This is a genomic window from Candidatus Dormiibacterota bacterium (genome assembly GCA_035532835.1).
Lineage (GTDB): Bacteria > Vulcanimicrobiota > Vulcanimicrobiia > Vulcanimicrobiales > Vulcanimicrobiaceae > DAHUXY01.
In genome coordinates this window covers 38,156-55,874 of record DATKQG010000087.1, presented here as the reverse complement: position 1 = coordinate 55,874, position 17,719 = coordinate 38,156, and the positions used below count along the sequence as shown (strand labels likewise).

The following is a 17,719-nucleotide window of genomic DNA, read 5'->3' as shown; positions in this document are numbered from 1 at the left end:
CGAGGGACGGCGTTACGCATGGATCAGCTCTTGCTCGACGGGCGACCAATCGTAGGGAAACTCGTCGTACGTGGAGTTGCGTCGTACCGGCGTATAGCCGACCGCTTCGATCAGGCGGCGGAACTCGCGATCGTCAACGTATTGGCCGGACTGCGTCCCCGCGGAATGATAGATCATCTCTTCATCCGTCGATCCGTGCGTGCCGTCCATATCGTCGGCGCCGAACTCCAGCGCCACCTGGCAGATCTTGATGCCTTGAATCATCCAGTAAGCTTTGATGTGATCGAAGTTATCGAGCATCAGCCGTGCGACCGCGAAGGTGCGAATGTCGTCCAAGCCGCCGGTCCACCCGCAATCGTTGAGCTCGTTGCCGTCGGGATGGAACGCCAGCGGGATGAACGCGTTGAAACCGGGCGAGCGCTCCTGCGAGGCGCGCAAACGCAGCAGGTGATCGACGCGATCCTCGAGCGATTCGATATGTCCGTAGAGCATCGTCGCGTTACTGGCCACACCCTGGCGATGGAGCTCTTCGTGAATTTCGAGCCAGTTCTCGCTATTGACTTTGTTCGCGCAGATTTTAGCGCGCGTCTCTTCGGCGAAGATCTCGGCTCCGCCGCCGTTCACGTTGTCCAGGCCCGCCTCTTTGAGTTGGGCGATGATCTCCGGATAACTCATCCGATGGCGCTTGGCCATATAGTCGATTTCGGCGGCTGTGAATAGCGAAAGCTGTACGTGCGGCAGCGCGTCTTTGAATCGCCGCATGAGGGGGAGCCAATAGTCGAGCGAAAGCTGGCGCGGGTCGTGGCCGCCGACGATATGGAGCTGGTTGAAGTTCGTCCCCGTCTCCAGCGCCTTTTCGAAAACTTGGTCCGCGGTCATGCGAAAGACGCGGTCTTTTTCTTTGAACTCATCGGCCGCGAACGAACAGAACTTGCAATTCGCGTAGCACACGTTCGTCGAGTTGATATATCGGTTGAGGACGTAAAAGACGTTCTTTCCGCTCTTGCGTTCTTTCTGCGCACGCGCGATGCGCCCGAGATTATGCAAATCGGCCGTCCGATACAGCGCCAGCCCGTCGTCCATGCCGAGCGAAACGCCCGCCTCGACTTTGCGCTCGATCTCGACGAGTGCCGGATCCATCGCATATCCCACAGCTTTCTCTTCGCCTTCCTTAAAAAACAACCGCGGTACGCGGTTCCCCCTACTCTACGGTGCTGCGGTAGGGGAGCCAAAGACCTTTATCGGCACCGCCGCGACCCCTGCCGATACGAGCGCAACCGCCAGAAACCCACCGGCGACCAAATCCGTCACATAGTGAGCCCCTAACGCAAGCCGGGACCAATAGACGGCCACCACGACGACCGCGAGCAACGCGCTCAGGATGCCCCGGCCCGGCAGGCGGCTTTTGCCGATAAACGCCGACCACAACCCGTAGAAGCCCAGCGAGATGGCCGCGTGGGAGCTTGGGAACGAGAACGAGGTTTCATGATGGATCACCCAGTCTAAACGGCGCGGCCGCGCATAGAGATGCTGCAAGAGATCGGTGCCGCGCCAACAGAGCAGTAGCAGGATCAGGCTAAAGGCCACGCGCGCGCGCCATTCCGGGAAGCGCCAGGCAACCACGAGCAGCGCGATGCCGAGCGGACCCAGCACGTACGGATAGCAGAGTTGCGTCACGGCCCAGGCCGCTCGCGCGCCGTGCCCGACGACCGCCCGTTCGAAGGCTACCAGCCATAGCGGTTCGCCGTAAGCGGTGACGTACCAACCCAGGCCAAGCACCAGCGAGAACGACCCGAGCGCGATCGCTGCCGCAGCGAGCCGCCGGTTAGGAGGCGTCGTCGAAGAGGGACTGCTGCTCATCCTCGCCTTTCCCTAACCGCGGCGCGATGATCTCGAGCTCGGAGAGCCCGATGATGATCTTGCGCGGCTTGGTGCCTTCGTGGGGCCCGACGATCTTGAAGTCTTCCAGTTGCTTCATCACGCGCACCGCGCGAGGGTGTCCGATCGAGAATTGCGATTGCAGCGCGGCCGTCGATGCGTAATTGCTCTCGATGATGAACTTTGCCGCTTCGTAGCACAGGGGATCGGCATCTTTACGACCCTTTTCGTCATCGTCGCTCACCGGCACGACGTCGACGTCGAGCAGGTTCTCGGGCCGGGCCTGACGCGCCCAGAACTCCACGAGGCGATTGACCTCGCTTCCGGTGATGAGCGCGCCTTGCGAGCGGACGGGTTTGGGAGCATCGATCGGCAGATAGAGCATGTCGCCGCGGCCGAGCAGTCGCTCCGCGCCGGCCATGTCCAAAATCGTGCGTGAATCCACCTGCGAACTCACGGCGAATGCGATCCGCGACGGAATGTTCGCTTTGATCAAACCGGTGATAACGTCGACCGATGGACGCTGCGTCGCGACGATCAGATGGATGCCGGTCGCGCGCGCGAGTTGCGCGAGTCGCATGATCGTGGTCTCGACCTTCGCCGGAGCAACCAACATCAAGTCCGCGAGTTCGTCGATGACGATCACGACGTAAGGCAATTTCTCATTGGGAAACTTCGCGTTGTATTCTTCGATCTTACGCACGCCGGCCTTGGCAAATCGTTCGTAACGGGAATCCATCTCCTTGGTCATCTCGAAGAGCGCGCCGGCCGCCATGCGCGGATCGGTAATGACGTCCTTGATCAGATGCGGGATGCCGTTATAGACCGTGAGTTCCACGCGCTTCGGATCGATCATGAGCATCTGCACTTGGTCGGGTGTTGCGCTCACGAGTAGCGAGGCGATAATCGTGTTCAGACATACCGATTTGCCGGAGCCGGTCGCGCCGGCGACGAGCAGATGCGGCATCTTGCCGAGATCGCCGAACACGGGGCGGCCCGTAATATCCTTGCCCAGCGCCATCCATAGCGGCGGAACGACGCCGCGGTTGGGCAGCGCCTCGAGAATTTCGCGGATCGCGACTACCGAAACAGTGGTATTGGGCACCTCGATCCCGACCGCCGACTTCCCGGGAATCGGGGCTTCGATCCGCACGCTGGTGGCGGCGAGCGCCAGCGCCAGATCGTCGGCCAACGACGCGATCTTGGAGATTTTGACGCCGCGTTCGGGCTTGAGTTCGTAACGCGTGATCGAGGGGCCGCGCTCGATGTGCGCGACCCGCGCACCCACGCCGAAACTCGCCAGCGTGTCTTCGAGGACGTGCGCGCGATTGGAGTCGTCTACGACCTGCGCCTGGGGCGGGTCGAAGAGCGCAAGGTCCGGCAGCCGGTAGACCCGTTCGTGCTGCGCGGGCTCGTAATCGCCGCTAACGATCGGCGGCCGCACGGGCGGCGCCGTCACGGCCGGAACGGCCGCCGGGGGGCGAACGACCGAGGTTGCGACGACCGGCTCATCCTCGTAGCCGTCCTCATCGTCGAGATCGTCTTCCAACTCCGCCTCGGATAGATCCTGAACGTCGAAAACCGGGGGCTTGGTTTTCTTGGGCTCCGGCTTGGGAAGGGCGAAGGCATCGCGGAGGGTCTCGTGCCCTCCTGGCATCGCGATCGTGAACTTGGGGAGCTTGGGCATCGGGGGCGGCTTGATGCGACCGATCAGCAGCAAGACCCAGCCGATCGCCTTTTTCAAACTGGCGTTCGTTAAGTACAGGGTGAGGCTGAGCGCCGCCACCGCGAGCACGACCCAGCCGCCGCTCGGGCCCACCAGCGAGACCAGGGCCCACCAGATCTCCCCGCCCACCACGCCGCCGCGCGTCGCGCCGGCTGCCGCCAGTCCCGCTTCGAGCATAAGGAAATAGGCGAGCGCGGCGCTACCGAGCCCCACGATCATCTTGGGAACGTTGATTTCGAGGAAGACGATCGTCCCAAAGAGTGCCGCCAGCACCGGGAAAAGCGGAGCTCCCCCTCCAAACAAGTGGCGCAACGCCCACGCCGTCGCGTGGCCGACGTTGCCCGCATGCTGCGGCACCGCTAGAGCGATACCGAGGAGAACCGCTAGTCCGATCGCGGTAATGCCGACGATCTCAAGGTTAATCTTCTTCGCATTGCCCTTACGGCGCACGCGTGCCATGAGAGATACCGTTTCGTCGTTACACTAGGAGTTCATTTGACCACGCCGACCATCGTCGTTCTCGACGGCGACCAAACCGGACAAGAATTGCTTGAGCAATCGCTGCGCGTGCTCGATAAGTCGGTCATCGACATCGATTTGGCTTTCGAAACTTACGACCTTTCGCTTGAAAACCGGCGCGCAACGCAGAACCAAGTGGTTCACGACGCCGCAGCCGCGATGAAGATCCATCGGCTCGGGCTCAAAGCCGCGACGATCACGCCCGAGCAGAAGGGCGACGTCGGTTCGCCCAACGCCATCCTTCGCAAAGAGATCGAGGGCAAAGTGATCGTGCGCACCGGCCGCAAGTTGCCGCGCGTGCGGCCGGTCGCCGGCATCCACGCGCCCATCTCGGTCGTGCGCATGGCGGTGGGAGACGCATACGGCGCCAAAGAGTGGCGCGAGGGTGAGGGTATGGACGAAGTCGCCTACCGCACCGAGGCGATCTCGCGTAGCGTCTGCCGTTACGTTTCCGAGTACGCGTTCGTACACGCTACGAAAATGGGCGCGACGGTTTTTGGCGGCCCGAAGTATACCGTAAGCCCGGTGTACGAAGGCATGCTCAAAGAAGAGATGGACGCTGCCGCGGCAAGGTACCCGCACGTCCCTTACGATCCCCAACTCATCGATGCGACCTACGCCCTGCTGCTCTCGAACGCGGGCGATAACCCCTTGGTTATCCCGTCGCTCAACCGCGACGGCGATTGCCTCTCGGATCTGGTGATGCAGCTCTTCGGCTCCATCGCGGGCGCCGAATCGATCCTGTTGGCTTTCGACGAATCGCTCCAGCCCTCGGTGGTAATGGCCGAAGCTCCGCACGGAACGGCGCCGCGGCTTTTTGGGAAAAACGTGGCGAACCCGCTGGCGATGATCCTTGCAGCCGGCGCGTTAATCGGGTACGTGCAGGACAAGCGTGCCGCCAACGCCTCGCGGGCGATCTACGAAGCGGCGCTGGAGGCCGTCCACGGAGGCACCGCGACGGCCGACCTCGGCGGACAGGCGTCGACGACCGAATTCACCGATGCGGTGATCGAGGGCGTCAAGCGCAAACTCGACGTCTGGTCGACGCTTTAGACGAAAGTAAGGAGGCGGGCGCGGCGGGTCGAACCATAACGTGGCGATGTTATGGTCCTCTCGCCGCGTGGCCTCGACCGCGCGGTCGAACCAGCGGCAAACCTACCGCCAATCGATCGAGCTCCCTATAGCAGTGAGCGTCGATGGGTTGCCCGCGCCCGTCTATGCAACCCTCGTGAACATTTCGGAGACCGGCTGCCGCGTCCGCTCGCTCATCCTGATCGATCGCCATCGCGCGGTGGAATTCCAACTCCGCCGCCAAGCGCTGGCGCCGTTGCTGTTGCGCGGAAAGGTCATGAGCCGTGCCACGCCTTCAGGCGGGGGCGGATACGAGTACGGCATCAGCTTCAACGGCATGCCGCAGAGCGAGCGCGACGCGCTCTCGCAAGAGATCCTCGAATTGCAGCGGCGCGAGGCGGCGGCGCGAGCGCAGCAGCGCAGCGCCGAGGTAAAGCCCGCCATCCCACCGGGCACCCAGCGCCGGCGCAGCGTCCGCACCCTCTTCTCATTTCCGGTGCGCTACCGATTCGGCAAGACGTCTTCGCCGGCGGAGGCGAACGACATCAGCACCGGCGGTTTGCGGCTGATGTGCCGCGAAGACGTGCCGTTGGGAGTCGACGTCGAGATTCGATTCAGGCTACCCAACGCGGTGCTCGACATCTTCCCGCCCTCTGAGGAGCGGACCGAAATCACGCCGTTCGGTCCCCGCAAGATTCGTCTGCCGGATAACCGCCGTCCCTTCGCCGAGATGCTGCTACGAGGCCGTGTGATTTCGCGATTCGCCCCGCAGCGCGGGCGCGAAGTCTACGGCGTGCAGTTCACCGATATCGACGGCTACCATCGCGAAGAGATCGCGCGCTTCACCCACGCGGTCCAGCTACAAAAACTGCGCAACGAATAGCCTTAGGCCGCGATCAGGGCGACGCCGACGAGCGCCAAGCCCACGCCGAGTTTCTGGATAAGGCGCAACCGCTCTTTGAGCACCACGCGCGCCAACAATACCGTACTTGCCGGATAGAGCGACGTGAGGACGGCGGCGACGGCGAGTTGACCGTTGTATGTAGCGAGCAGGTAGAGCGCATTGGCGGTCATATCGATCGCACCGCAAAAAAGGACCAACGGCAGCGTTCCGCCGCGAGGCCGCAGATCGGTCTTCGTCACCGCCGCCAACAACACGAGAAACAGCACCGACGAAACGCGCGCGCCGACCAGCGGATCGAGCCCCATGCCCGGCCGCGCGTGCGCTAGAAAGACATAGAATCCACCCAAGATCAGGCCGGAGGCGACGGCTTCCTTAACCCCACGAGTGGAGAACTCGCGGGTGCCGTCGGCTTCGGTGGACGACGAGATCATGACAACGGCAACGAGCGCGATCGCGATACCCAGAGCCTGCCCGAGGCCCAGGCGGTCGCCGCGGAACGCTCCGAACGCGACCGGAACCGCCGCCGCCAGCACGGCGGTGATCGGCGAGACCACCCCCATCTTTCCGACCGAGAGCGCGTGGTAGAGCAGCGCGATTCCCGCCCCGCCGCAGATGCCCGCCAGTGCCGCCCACTCGAGGTCGGCCGCATGAACGCGCGCCGGAAAGAACGGCAGCATGAAAAGCAACAGCACGAGCCCCGCACTCTGCGAAATCACGGTCACGGAAAGCATCGTGGTCCGCCGGGTCGCCAGGCCGCCGCAGAAATCGGCGCCGCCGTAGAGCGCCGCCGCGAGGATGCCCAGTACAACTGCCATTACGGTGTTCTCGGGATTCGGGAGGCGCGAACTAAACCTTGTGCCGCTCTTCCCAGGGGGCGCCCAAAACCAAAGATGACCGAGGTTACAATCCGGATAAAAAAGACTTGCGGACTGCATCCTCAGACTCTAAGGTAACGTTAAGGTCATTAAGGCTGCGAAGGACTAGCGATACACCTTCTTTCTTTTTGCTATTCCCAAGCTGCCCCGACAACTAAATAGCCAAAAACTGCTCACTCACATTTCTGAGTTTTAGGGAGTTTTTTAGATGGGACTATCTCGTGCGTGGAGGCACGCGAAGGTTTCCATGAGGATCGTGGCTGTCGCCACCGTCCTTGTTGGCAATCTGTTCCTCACGCTTACACCAGCCTACGCCGGCACGACCGGCCTCTTACACGGTTTCGTCACAAATAGCGTCTCGAACGCGCCTGTCGCCGACGTGGCCGTCACGGCCACCGCTCCGACGGGAACGTATAAGGCCGTGACCGATGCCAAGGGCTTCTATTCAATCGCCGGCGTTTACGCGGACACCTATACGGTCTCGTTCGCTAAGGCCGGCTTTCAGCCGCAGAGCGTTACCGGCGTGACGGTCTTCGCCGATCAGTCGCAAACACTCAACCTCGCGATGACCAAATCGCTCACGACGATCGCGAAGGTCGTCGCAACGAGCGAGGGCAGCGCCTTCAAGCCGCGTCAAACGACCGACACCTATACGGTCACGCAGGCGCAGATCACGAACCTTCAGGGATCCACGCTCAATCTGAGCGAGTCGAATCTCCTCACGTCGCTGCCCGGCGTGGGCTATGATTCGAGCGGTTACCCCGTCATTCACGGCGGCCGCGAGAACGAAGAGGGCTTCGAATTCGAAGGCATTCCCTACACCGATGCGTTCACGAACCAGTTCGTCAATACGCTGGCCCTTCCGGGAGCCGGCATTTCGTCAGCACAGTTGACGCCGGGCGTCGGCGACGCATCGGTGCAGAGCAACGGTACGGGCGTGATCAATCTGGTAGCGCAGCGCGGAACCTATCCGGGATTCTCCAACTTGGAGTTCCGAGTGGGCGGCCCCGGCTTTAGCCACGCGTTTAACGGCGCGATCAGCACCGCATCGGCGAACGGCCATATTTCGGAGTACGCCGCATTCGCCGGAGCGCAAACCTCTCCGCAATTCGGCGACGCGAAATATCCGGCAAACCTCGTCGGTACGGGCACGCAAACGCTGCTCGAAACCGATCGCGAGTTTCTCAATAACCTCATCTTTCGCTTTGGCAAGGACAACAACCAATCGGTTCAGCTCTTCGCCGATATCGCCCAGCATAATTTCTTCCAGTCCTACGGTGGCCTCAACGGATGGTGCTTTGCTAGTTGCAATCCGTTCTTCACTGGCTTCTATGGGCCGGTGTATGGGCTCACCAATACGCAACTGGGGAACCTCTCTGGGCTCTATCCCGGCCAAGCGTATGAAGCGCAAACCCTCGCCTCAGCGGCAAACCGCGCTCCGAATACGTACTACCAGCCGAACGAGACGTATAAGCTCGCCTATACGCTCAGCATCAATCCATCGACATATCTCTCGATGGATGCCTACAGCGTCAACTCGGTTTCAACGTTCGACTTCCCAACCGGTGGCCAAAATATTCTAGGCGTAGGTGACCTCAATCTCCTACAGGGCGGTCACCGTCTAGGCGGCGAGATCAAACTACAGAAGCAGCTCAATGAAAAGAATCTCGTGGAAGCGGGATATGAATACAATTGGCTGCATCCGGTCTATCAATTCAACTCCCAGGGTTACGCGTTCTTCGCAGATATTATTGGCTCGAACGCGCTGGCTCCGTACGATTTCATCAGCCCGACCGATCCGAACTGCCCGCTCGGGCCGGGCGGGTGCGGTTACGCGTATCAGGCATTCGGCGCGAACCCACCGGCGCAACTCCAACTACCGCTATTCTCGCAGCTGAGCGACATGAACCGTCAAGACCAGTCGTTCTATCTGACCGATAAGATCGACGTAAACAACAATCTGACGGCGCACGTCGGCTTCCGCGTGGAGAACAGCCGTTATATCGGGTTCCCAACGCCGCAGTTGCTCTCGAATTGTACGTTCTTGTACAATCCCGCGTCGGCTCCGGCAAACCCGAACTACAACCCGGCAAACCCGGCCGTGACCGGCAACTGCCCGTACACCCCGAACTTCAGCAACATCACCAGCGGTATGACGAAACCCAGCGTTTTTGAGCCGCGCCTGGGCATTTCGCTCCGGGTCGCACCGCACACCGCGCTCAGAGCCACCTACGAACGCGCGGCGTCCATGCCGATTCTCTCGTTCGTCGACGCCGTCGTAAACCAAGGCGCATATAGCCCTTACGCCGGCCTGGCCTCGAATATCCCCGGCCCCGCTTGCGGCATCGCTCCCTATCTCGTGCCGTGCGCGAACTACGCGCAGCAAACATACTGGGCATACCAAAACTTCAACGGCGTACCCTATCAGCCGATTCTCCCGATGACCTCGAATAACTACGAGATCACGCTGGAGCATCAGTTCACCAAGGGCGCGCTCAACGGCGTTGCGGTGAGCATCTCGCCGTGGACGCGCCACCAATACGACACCACGGCAAGCGTTTCGCAGCCGCTGCTCAACGCGAGCGGCCAGCCGCTCGTCTTTGGCGGCGTCGTGCAGACGGGCCCCGCAACGCAAACCAATCTTGGTAAAGAGTACGCCAACGGCGTGGACGTACAAATCACCAAGGACGCGCGCTACGGACTCTCGGGACAACTCGCGATGTCGTACATCAATGAGTTTTCGAGCGTCATCCCAACCTCTCCGAGCGAGGACTTCTTCCCGAGCATTCCGTACTCTTCGGTTGCCGCTGGAGACGTTTACCGCGTCGGCTTCGTCTCGCCGTTCCAAGCGACGCTCGGACTCACGTACAAGACGAAGAACGGCTGGAACTTCAATCCACGCCTGCAATTCGACGATGGATATCCGATCGGCAACGGCACGCTAACGGCGAACTTCGTCAACGGTGTGGCTATCAACGTTCCCAATACCGACGTCCTTACCGGGAGCGCCGCGAATTCATCCGGCATCGGCCCCGTGTATTACGTCGACCCGCTCAACCCGGGCTCGGTACTCAAACCCAACATCATTGCGAACCGCGGAAATGCCGAAACGTCATCCGCCGGCGGAAAGCTCACCAAACCCGATCTGTTCGCCAACTTCACGATCAGCTATACGCCGCCGCACGCCAATTACACGGTTGGCTTCGACGTAGAGAACCTGTTCGATCGCATCTACGGCGGGCCGCTGAACCCGTCGTTTAACAATCGCTATCAGCCCGTGGCCACCGGCATCTCCGGCCCGTTGACCGGATACTCGGTGGTACCCGCGGCCTACACGACGCCCTACGCGAATCCGCAATATCTCAGCGCATTCGGCGGAAACAACGTCTTTACGAATTTCCCGAACCAACAAGGGCGTTCGTTCTACTTCTACCTGTCAACGAAAGTCTAGAGGTGCCGTACGTGAAACGACTCTCACTCACGCTCGCCATCGGCGCGGTTGCCGCACTCCTCGCAGGGTGCGGCGGCGGCTCGAGCAACGGCGGAGCCGTCCCATCGATAACTCAAACCAACCTGACCACGAACAAACTCCAAGTGGCGGTCGGGACGGCATACAATGCGGCAGACGGTACCACGGGACTCAACGTCGTCGCAACGTTCCGGCAACCGGGTGGCGGATCGGCCGTCCTGGCGGACACGCCGACCCTTACCGGTCCGGCGACCTTCACGCTTCCGGCAAACTTCCCGGGAGCATATGCAACCAATAGTGACGCGGGCACGCACACGATCAGCGCGTCACCGCAAGTGAATCTTTCGGTCACCCCCGCTCAAACGACGCTCGGAACCTTTACCGGAGTCTTCTCTTACGGTTTCGCGCCCCTCAACTCCGACCAACAGGGCGCGGGGGGCTACTACCCCGGCAATCCCAACGCAACGCCGGGCAATGGCTTCAGCAGCTCGAACTACTACTTCGGTGGTGCGCAGTGGTGGGCGCAGCCATTCGGGGCCGCGGCGGCTAGCCAAGGCGTTTATCTCATCGGGCCACCGGCCGTGCCGTTTTTTAACGACGGAACGTTTCCGGCGAACTTCGCGGGATACTCACCGGGCTTCACCCTGTTTGAAGTGCCGCCCGGTGTCGGCACGTACACCCTCGACGTCAATGTTGCGGCGGCGAACGCAGCATCGCAGTCGTTTACCGCAACCAGCAATAATCTCGCGACGGTAACGCCGCTGGCCGCACCGGTTGTCTCCGGCGTCGCCAACACCGCGGGTGGCCTCACCGGGACGGTGACGATCAACGCCGGTACGGAGACCCTGGTCTTCGTAGAGGACACGACGAACGGTCACTTCTACACGGTCGGTCCGATCTCGGGAGTGGGTGCGCAGACCTTCACCGTCCCGCCGAACCTTGGAGCCTGTAACGGCAACGGATGCCAGAACACCACACCCTTACCGGCGGCGCAAACCTCGTTCGCTACCGGCGATGCGTACGTGGTCACCGCAATCTCGTTCGACTACCCGGCGTTCGAGGACGCGCCTCCGGGCAACACCTCACAGACGCCGACGCTCACCGGTGCGGCCGGTCAAACCGATCTCTCGATCGGCGTACCGGTAGCGGGAACCTACTAAAGATATCGATCGCGGCGACCCGTCGCGATCGACAAACAAAAAGGGCGCAGCCTCGGCAGCGCCCTTTTTGTTTTTTACGGCTCCCGACCTTATGCCAACACCGGACGTTTGGTATGAAACGGCGTTCGCCGCTGTACTTGAGCCGCGATGGCGACGAGTTGCGCCTCGCCCCACGCGTTGCCGAGCAGCCCGAGGCCGGTCGGCAATCCGTGTTCGCCGAAGCCGTTCGGCACGTTCATCGAGGGAATGCCCGTGAGGTTGCCGGGCGTGACGGCGTCGATCGCACCAGGAGCATCGGGATAGACTTTGTCGAACGGCACGTCGATCGGGTATGCGACGGTCGGCAGCGTTGGAAACACCAGCGCATCGTATGGCTTCACGGCAGCCGTAACCGCTCGCACGATCTGCTTGCGTACGCGCATCGCGTCGACGTAATCGACCGCGAGCGTATTGTACTGCATATAGCCGCCGATACGATCGGCGGGGGAACGCAATTCGCGCGCGCGTCCGCTCTCGATCAGATCGCGAAATGCCGCGGCGCATTCACCGTTGATCAGCGCACCGATCACCGCGCCGTACGGCAGGTCGGGTAGCACGGCGCCTTCCACAACGTCTGCGAACTCCCGCAATACCGCGAGCGACGCCTCGAAGTTCTTGGTTACGGCATGCTGGTTCTTCTCGCGAGCGCCCTTGACGACCCCGATTCGCGGACGTTTCTTCGCTTTTACGAACCGCTCGGTGCGCGCGGTGTCGTCGTGCGGGTCGGCGCCGGCGATCGTTCGCAGGACCAACTCCGTATCGCGCGCAGAACGCGCCATCGGGCCGAGCTTATCGGAACTCCACATCAGCGCCATCGCGCCGTAACGGCTGACGCGGCCGAAGGTTGGGCGTAATCCCGTCACGCCGCACATCGCGGATGGTGTGAGGATCGAGCCGTTGGTCTCCGAGCCGATCGCGAAACCCACCAATCCAGCCGCGACGCAGGCGCCCGGCCCGCTCGAACTGCCGCCGCTCCAGTAGTCGCGGTTCCAGGGCGTGCGGCCCGGGCCGGTAAACGACGCGTCCGCCTCGTTGTATCCGAAACCGCCCGCGAGTTCGACCATCGCGAGCTTTCCGAGAAGTACGGCCCCCGCCGCGTGCAGACGGGCGACGACGGTCGCATCGAAATGGAAAACTTGATCGCGGTACGGCTGGGCTCCCCACGTGGTCGGCGCACCGACGGCGGCGAGCAGATCCTTGACCCCGTACGGCACGCCGTGCAGGGCGCTACGGCGATGCCCGCGCGCCAGCTCCGCATCGGCCGCACGGGCCTCACGCAGGGCCCGCTCGTGCATGATCGTCACGACCGCATTGAGGTGCGGTCCGTAGCGTTCCAGGCGATCGAGGTATAGTTGCGTCAATTCGACGGAGCTGATCTGCTTGCGCGCGATGCGCCGGCCCAGCGCCGTGGCATCGAGGTAGGCGATATCTTCGTCGGTCATGCGCCCACCTCAAATTCCGGCGTCGGCACATCGCCGTTTTTAAGCTTCTTGCCTTTAGGGTTGAGCGCGCCCCCGAGCCCAAAGCCCTCTTGGATGCCGTCGGCGATTCGCGCGAGCTGCGCGTCGTCCAGCTGCGGGTCGAACGCCCGCATGCGTTCGGCAAGCGCGCGAGCCGCTGCCGAGGGCGGGTGCGCGCTGGGCGTTGGAACGGGTGTGGGGGATGGTGCGGATTGTGCTAGCGCGGCCTCTTTCGATACGGTCATGCTCGCCCCCACGACGGCAGCCGCAGCAAGAAAGGCCTTGCGCGTGCTCTTCATGCTCCGTTTAACTCATCAAACGGAGCAAGATTTTCAGACTTCCATCACCACCGGGACGATGATCGGGCGCCGTTTGGTTTTGCCGTAAATCGCCTTGGAGAGCGCGTTGCGAATGTGCTCCTTGACCGTATTGACGTCGCGCAAACCCTCGACCGAGACCCCCTCGATCGTACGTTGAGCCAGAGCACGCAATTCATCGAGCAGCTCGTCGGAGTCCGGCAGGTAGAAGACGCCCTTGGAGACGATGTCCGGCGTGCCGATCAGACGCGCTTCTTCAGCATCGATCGTCACCACGACCATCAGGATCCCGTCGTTGGAGAGCGCTTTGCGATCTCGCAGGACGGCTTCGCCGATGTCGCCGACGCCCGATCCGTCTACGAGCACGTTGCCGCCGTACGTCTTACCGATTTTGTCGCCGTATTCGAGCGTGAACTCGAGCACGTCGCCGTCTTCGACGACGAACACGTTGCCGGAATCGACGCCGGTCTGCGCGGCCAGACGGCCGTGCTGCATCAGCATCCGATACTCACCGTGGATCGGAATGAAGAATTCCGGACGCACGAGGTTGAGCATCAGCAGCAATTCCTCTTGCGAGGCATGCCCCGAGACGTGCGACTTGCCCTCGGAACCGTGAATGACGATGGCCCCGATCTTGCACAGGTTGTTGATCGTTTTGTAAACGCTCTTCTCGTTACCCGGGATCGGCGTGGCGCTGATGACCACCGTATCGCCGGGGACGATTTTGAATTTCTTGTGGTCGCGGACCGACATCCGCGCGAGCCCGCTCATCGGCTCGCCCTGCGAGCCGGTGGTCATCACCATCACCTGCTCGGGCGGATAGTTATCGACTTCTTCGATTTTGATGACGGTTCCGGGCGGAATCCGAAGGTGTCCAAGTTCGCTTGCGAAGTGTACGACGTTCTGCATCGAGCGCCCCAAAAATGCAACCTTGCGCCCGAACTGCACCGCGTGATCGACGGCTTGCTGTACGCGCGGAACGTTCGAGGCGAACGACGCGACGACGATGCGCCCCTTGGCCCGCTGAAAGATCGCGGTAAAGGCTTCACCGACGATGCGCTCCGAGAGCGTGTGGCCCGGGCGCTCCGCGTTGGTGGAATCCGAAAGCATGCAGAGCACGCCCTCGTCTCCGATTCGCGCGATGCGGGCGAAGTCCGCCGGCTTGCCGTCGATGGGCGTTTGATCGAACTTGAAATCGCCGGTGTGGAAAAAGATGCCGACGGGCGTGCGAATCGCGATCGAACAGGCTCCCGCGACCGAATGATTGATGTGCACGAACTCCGCTTCGATCGATCCGTAGGCCACGCGGTCGCCCGGCTGCACCTGCACGAAATCGACGTCGCCCAATTTATGGTCGCGCGATTTCGCTTTGATCAGCGCGAGCGAGAGAGGGGTTCCAACGATCGGGGTGTCCGGAAACTCGCGCAGAAAATACGGAATCCCGCCGATGTGATCTTCGTGCCCGTGGGTGACCAGCACGGCACGCAGCTTGTGCGCGCGTTCGCGCACGTACGTGAAGTCGTTGATGACTACGTCGACCCCGAACATCTCATCGTCGGGGAACATCAGGCCACAATCGACCACCACTAAGTCTTCATTCGTCTCGACCACCGTCATGTTGCGGCCGATTTCGCCACACCCGCCCAGCGGGACGAGGCGGACGAAGGGCTCCTTCGGCGGGGCAGGGACGACCAAGGTATCGGAATTCAACGTCGTTCGTACTACTTTGCGAGCGCGAGAAACGCGTGATAGCGTTCTCGGAGGAATTGTATGTATATCGGATACCGCGCCGGGGTGGCCGTGACCTCGCTCGCGCTTGCTCTGGGCCTATGGGGAGCGGCTCCAAAACCCCACGCAAGCTGCCAACCAGTCCCTGCTCGCATTCGTGTCGCGTCCGGCCATCGGGATGATCCCGACGCCCTTTATTCGAGGCGTGCGTTGCGCCGCATGCGACTTATCCTACAGCTGCGGCTGCTGGAATTGCGCAAAGCGCGCCTCGAACGCGTGCGCCAAGCCATCGAACGGCATCTCTCGGTCGATCGCCTGCTGCGGGAGGAGAGACCTTCACCAACATCTTCGCCGTAGCGGCGGGGCGCTTCTTAACTCGAACGAAACAAATGGAGCAACCGAGCACTATGAAAGGGTGAGTATGGCTATCGATTCCACGACACCAGCACCGAGTAACGGTCTAAAGACCGCGCTCGATACGATCGTCGCCCCGAACGAGGCGTTTTCAGAACTACGCGTTTCGCCGACGTGGTTGTGGGCGTTCGTTATTTCGGCGATCCTCATGATCGCCGGCTACATTCTCGAGCGCCCGGCGACGGTGCATGCGAGCATCGGGATGATCCAGCACATGCTGGCAACAAGCCCTTTGATGACCAACCTCTCGGACGCTCAGCGCGCTAAAATGATCGCCAACGCGTCCCACCCGTCGACGCTCGCCGCGGCACTGGGCGCCGTTCAGCTCTTGGCCGTCTCTCTGATCGCCGCCCTCCTGAACGCGGTGTTTCTTTTAGTCGGCAACGCCGTAGGGCGTGGTACCGGCACCTTCAAATCGCTGTGGTGCGGATCGGTGCACATCACCATACCGACTTTCGGGCTGATGACCCTAATAACCGGAATCATCACCATGGCCGTCGGTGCGGACCATTACAACTCGATCAACGACTTGCTGGGCTCCATTCCGAATCTCGGGATGATCGCACCGGGCTTGGCGGGCTTCGGCGGTTCGTTTTTACATACCATCAACGTGTTCGTCCTATGGGGCCTCGCGCTCAATATCGTCATGATGCGCGCTACCGCGCGCGTGAGCGGGCCGATCGCCTGGATCGCTCCGCTCCTCATCACGGTCGTCGGCGCGCTCTCCTCGGCGGCATTCGCACACGCCTTTGGCGGCTAAGGACCTCATGCATCGCACTGGTTTGTCGGCAGCCGCAGCGTTTATCGCTGCGGCTGCCTTCCCGGCACTCGCTTCCGCGCAAACGCCGCCGCCGATGACGCTCGGCGACGCGGTGGCGTACGCGCTGAATCACAGTTCGACGGTCGCGCAGAAGGTCGCCGCGGTCGCGCAGGCCTACAACGCCCTCGGAAAGCAGCGCATCGCTTCGCTACCGACGGTCAACGGCTCGCTTCAAAGCTACCTCGCTAAGAACTCGAACTACGGCGGTGCGTATGCGATCATCGGCGCGCAACAGCAGCAGCAATTCAGCCAAAACACCGCGCAAATCGGGACGCAGTACACGCTGCAGACCGGCGGGCTGGGCATGATTCAGCTCACGACGGCCCGCGCTCAGGTAGCGCAAGCGCAACAGGACTTGGCAAACGCGGAGGACCAGGTCGCCACCACCGTCACCGACGCATTCTACTCGGTCGTTCAAAAACAAGCGATCGTAGCGGTCGACAGTTCGGATCTGGCATACCAAAACGTCCTCGTGTCCGATGCAAAGGCCAAAGAGCGCGCGGGCGTTGCCGCCGGAGTCGACGTCCTCAAAGCCCGTGTCGCGCAAGCCAAAAGCAACTCCACGCTCGTCGGCGCGCAGACCGACGTGGTGAACGCACGCGAAACGCTCGCCCAAAGCATCGGCGCGCCGCTCGAGACGCGCTTCATTTTTCCGGCCCAGATTCAGAGCCCGCCGCTGCCGTCACAGCCGCTCGCCAAGCTCGAGTCGATCGCATTGGCCGCCCGCCCCGATCTGAAATCCGCAGGCGAGGCGCTGGCAGCCGCGAGGGAGACGCGCAAGGGCTTTAGCCGAGAACTCTTTCCATCGGTTCAATTGGGAGCCGCGTTCGGCAACCAGTTCTCGCCGACCAACGTGCAGTACATCTTCAACTCCTCCGGCCAGCCGATCGGCATAGCCCCGCGGGTCGGTAGCCCGGGATTTTGGTCGCTCTCGGCCGTAAGCACGTTCACGCTCCCGCTGATGGACTACGGAGCCCGCCACTTCGAGATGAAAAACGACGATGCGCAGGTCGTTGCGGCGCAGGCCACGGTCGATCAAACCGCGAGCCAAGTCCGCTTGGACGTGCGCGAAAGCTTTCGTTCCGCGCAGACGGCGCTTGTCCAATTAGGCTACGCCAACGATGAATCGCGGCTCGGCACGGAATCGGCCCGAATCGCGCAACTGCAATACCAGCACGGCCTTATCGCCCTCTCCGACGTTCTCCAAACGCAGCAGCAATCGGTCGTCGCGCAATCCGACTTGGTCAACGCCAAGGTCGCTTACGTGGACGCCATCGTCAAACTCCGCGTCAGCCTGGGCATCTACGATGCGCGCAGCGCCGTCGCCGATCTGAGGTAA

General features: G+C 61.9%; 13 protein-coding genes. 6 read left to right on the top strand and 7 right to left on the bottom strand.

The features are described from left to right. Positions 1-12: 12 nt before the first annotated feature. The 3 genes from VMW12_10960 to VMW12_10950 are packed head-to-tail and all read right to left on the bottom strand — an operon-like array spanning position 13 to position 4,063. Positions 13-1,152, bottom strand: coding sequence for a CofH family radical SAM protein (locus VMW12_10960; GenBank protein HUZ50235.1), 1,140 nt, complete (start codon positions 1,150-1,152; stop codon positions 13-15). 54 nt (positions 1,153-1,206) lie between these two features. Next, the gene (locus tag VMW12_10955) at positions 1,207-1,860 is read right to left on the bottom strand and encodes a phosphatase PAP2 family protein (GenBank protein ID HUZ50234.1); all 654 of its coding nucleotides are present in this window, start codon (positions 1,858-1,860) and stop codon (positions 1,207-1,209) included. Beyond that, the gene (locus VMW12_10950) at positions 1,826-4,063 is read right to left on the bottom strand and encodes a DNA translocase FtsK (GenBank protein HUZ50233.1); all 2,238 of its coding nucleotides are present in this window, start codon (positions 4,061-4,063) and stop codon (positions 1,826-1,828) included. The genes VMW12_10955 and VMW12_10950 overlap by 35 nt, the downstream gene beginning before the upstream one ends. Before the next feature lie 36 nt (positions 4,064-4,099). On the opposite strand from VMW12_10950, the gene VMW12_10945 reads away from it, so the two are divergent. Next, positions 4,100-5,176 carry an isocitrate/isopropylmalate family dehydrogenase gene (locus VMW12_10945; GenBank protein HUZ50232.1) on the top strand — a complete coding sequence of 359 codons (1,077 nt, stop codon included), beginning with the start codon at positions 4,100-4,102 and terminating at the stop codon, positions 5,174-5,176. 46 nt (positions 5,177-5,222) lie between these two features. Then, complete coding sequence (locus tag VMW12_10940) at positions 5,223-6,077, top strand: PilZ domain-containing protein (GenBank protein ID HUZ50231.1); 855 nt, start codon at positions 5,223-5,225, stop codon at positions 6,075-6,077. Between the two features lie 2 nt (positions 6,078-6,079). Here VMW12_10940 and VMW12_10935 read toward each other — a convergent pair whose 3' ends face one another. After that, positions 6,080-6,913 carry a DMT family transporter gene (locus VMW12_10935; GenBank protein ID HUZ50230.1) on the bottom strand — a complete coding sequence of 278 codons (834 nt, stop codon included), beginning with the start codon at positions 6,911-6,913 and terminating at the stop codon, positions 6,080-6,082. A gap of 307 nt (positions 6,914-7,220) precedes the next feature. On the opposite strand from VMW12_10935, the gene VMW12_10930 reads away from it, so the two are divergent. Together VMW12_10930 and VMW12_10925 are read left to right on the top strand one after the other, a co-directional pair. Then, positions 7,221-10,424, top strand: a complete 3,204-nt coding sequence (locus tag VMW12_10930; GenBank protein ID HUZ50229.1) for a TonB-dependent receptor — start codon at positions 7,221-7,223, stop codon at positions 10,422-10,424. A gap of 11 nt (positions 10,425-10,435) precedes the next feature. After that, on the top strand, positions 10,436-11,602 hold the full coding sequence (locus VMW12_10925; GenBank protein ID HUZ50228.1) for a hypothetical protein: 1,167 nt from the start codon (positions 10,436-10,438) through the stop codon (positions 11,600-11,602). Between the two features lie 89 nt (positions 11,603-11,691). On the opposite strand, the gene VMW12_10920 is transcribed toward VMW12_10925, so the two are convergent. The 3 genes from VMW12_10920 to VMW12_10910 are packed head-to-tail and all read right to left on the bottom strand — an operon-like array spanning position 11,692 to position 15,128. Beyond that, on the bottom strand, positions 11,692-13,083 hold the full coding sequence (locus tag VMW12_10920) for an amidase (protein HUZ50227.1): 1,392 nt from the start codon (positions 13,081-13,083) through the stop codon (positions 11,692-11,694). Then, positions 13,080-13,400: a hypothetical protein gene (locus VMW12_10915; protein ID HUZ50226.1), complete on the bottom strand. Its 321-nt coding sequence runs from the start codon at positions 13,398-13,400 to the stop codon at positions 13,080-13,082. The genes VMW12_10920 and VMW12_10915 overlap by 4 nt, the downstream gene beginning before the upstream one ends. Before the next feature lie 33 nt (positions 13,401-13,433). Then, positions 13,434-15,128, bottom strand: coding sequence for a ribonuclease J (locus VMW12_10910; GenBank protein ID HUZ50225.1), 1,695 nt, complete (start codon positions 15,126-15,128; stop codon positions 13,434-13,436). Between the two features lie 439 nt (positions 15,129-15,567). On the opposite strand from VMW12_10910, the gene VMW12_10905 reads away from it, so the two are divergent. Continuing rightward, positions 15,568-16,320 carry a hypothetical protein gene (locus VMW12_10905; GenBank protein ID HUZ50224.1) on the top strand — a complete coding sequence of 251 codons (753 nt, stop codon included), beginning with the start codon at positions 15,568-15,570 and terminating at the stop codon, positions 16,318-16,320. A 22-nt stretch (positions 16,321-16,342) separates the two neighbouring features. Continuing rightward, positions 16,343-17,719 (top strand): TolC family protein, encoded by a 1,377-nt coding sequence (locus tag VMW12_10900; protein ID HUZ50223.1) that lies wholly within the window; start codon positions 16,343-16,345, stop codon positions 17,717-17,719.

What these genes read in the sequence shown, in the direction of transcription:
- VMW12_10935 (HUZ50230.1), bottom strand. Translation starts at nt 6,913, where the DNA reads ATGGCAGTTGTACTGGGCATCCTCGCGGCGGCGCTCTACGGCGGCGCC.
- VMW12_10905 (HUZ50224.1), top strand. Translation starts at nt 15,568, where the DNA reads ATGGCTATCGATTCCACGACACCAGCACCGAGTAACGGTCTAAAGACC.
- VMW12_10915 (HUZ50226.1), bottom strand. Translation starts at nt 13,400, where the DNA reads ATGAAGAGCACGCGCAAGGCCTTTCTTGCTGCGGCTGCCGTCGTGGGG.
- VMW12_10930 (HUZ50229.1), top strand. Translation starts at nt 7,221, where the DNA reads ATGAGGATCGTGGCTGTCGCCACCGTCCTTGTTGGCAATCTGTTCCTC.
- VMW12_10950 (HUZ50233.1), bottom strand. Translation starts at nt 4,063, where the DNA reads ATGGCACGCGTGCGCCGTAAGGGCAATGCGAAGAAGATTAACCTTGAG.
- VMW12_10920 (HUZ50227.1), bottom strand. Translation starts at nt 13,083, where the DNA reads ATGACCGACGAAGATATCGCCTACCTCGATGCCACGGCGCTGGGCCGG.
- VMW12_10955 (HUZ50234.1), bottom strand. Translation starts at nt 1,860, where the DNA reads ATGAGCAGCAGTCCCTCTTCGACGACGCCTCCTAACCGGCGGCTCGCT.
- VMW12_10940 (HUZ50231.1), top strand. Translation starts at nt 5,223, where the DNA reads ATGTTATGGTCCTCTCGCCGCGTGGCCTCGACCGCGCGGTCGAACCAG.